This is a genomic window from Actinoplanes siamensis (assembly GCF_016862395.1).
Classification (GTDB): domain Bacteria; phylum Actinomycetota; class Actinomycetes; order Mycobacteriales; family Micromonosporaceae; genus Actinoplanes; species Actinoplanes siamensis.
On sequence record NZ_BOMW01000154.1, the window covers coordinates 1 to 786 of the forward strand.

General features: G+C 69.5%; 1 protein-coding gene. It reads left to right on the forward strand.

Annotated elements, in window-relative coordinates:
* The coding region (gene metK, locus Asi03nite_RS37525; RefSeq protein WP_203685263.1) for a methionine adenosyltransferase at positions 1-786 on the forward strand (786 nt) is incomplete at both ends.

Consider the following 786-nt stretch of genomic DNA (forward strand, 5'->3'; position numbering starts at 1 on the left):
CGCCGGTGACCAGGGCATGATGTTCGGTTTCGCCTGCTCGGAGACGCCGGAGCTGATGCCGTTGCCGATCGCGCTGGCGCACCGTCTGGCCCGCCGGCTGTCCGCGGCCCGTAAGGACGGCACGATCCCGTACCTGCGCCCGGACGGTAAGACGCAGGTCACCATCGAGTACGACGGGCTGCGTCCGGTGCGTCTGGACACCGTCGTGGTGTCGTCGCAGCACGCCGCGGACATCTCGCTGGAGTCGCTGCTCACCCCGGATGTGCGTGAGCACGTGATCGGGCCGGAGCTGGAGGGTCTGGGTCTGGACACCGAGGGCTACCGGCTGCTGGTCAACCCGACCGGCCGGTTCGAGATCGGTGGTCCGATGGGTGACGCCGGCCTGACCGGTCGCAAGATCATTGTTGATACGTACGGTGGGTACGCCCGGCACGGCGGTGGGGCGTTCTCCGGCAAGGACCCGTCGAAGGTGGACCGGTCGGCGGCGTACGCGATGCGTTGGGTGGCCAAGAACGTGGTGGCCGCGGGGCTGGCCGAGCGGTGCGAGACCCAGGTGGCGTACGCGATCGGCAAGGCGCACCCGGTGAGCCTGTTCGTGGAGACCTTCGGCACCGGGAACGTGCCGGTCGAGCGGATCGAGAAGGCCATCAACGAGGTCTTCGACCTGCGGCCGGCCGCGATCATCCGGGATCTGGACCTGCTCCGTCCGATCTACCAGCAGACCGCGGCGTACGGGCACTTCGGCCGGGAGCTGCCGGACCTGCGCTGGGAGAGCACCGACCGGGC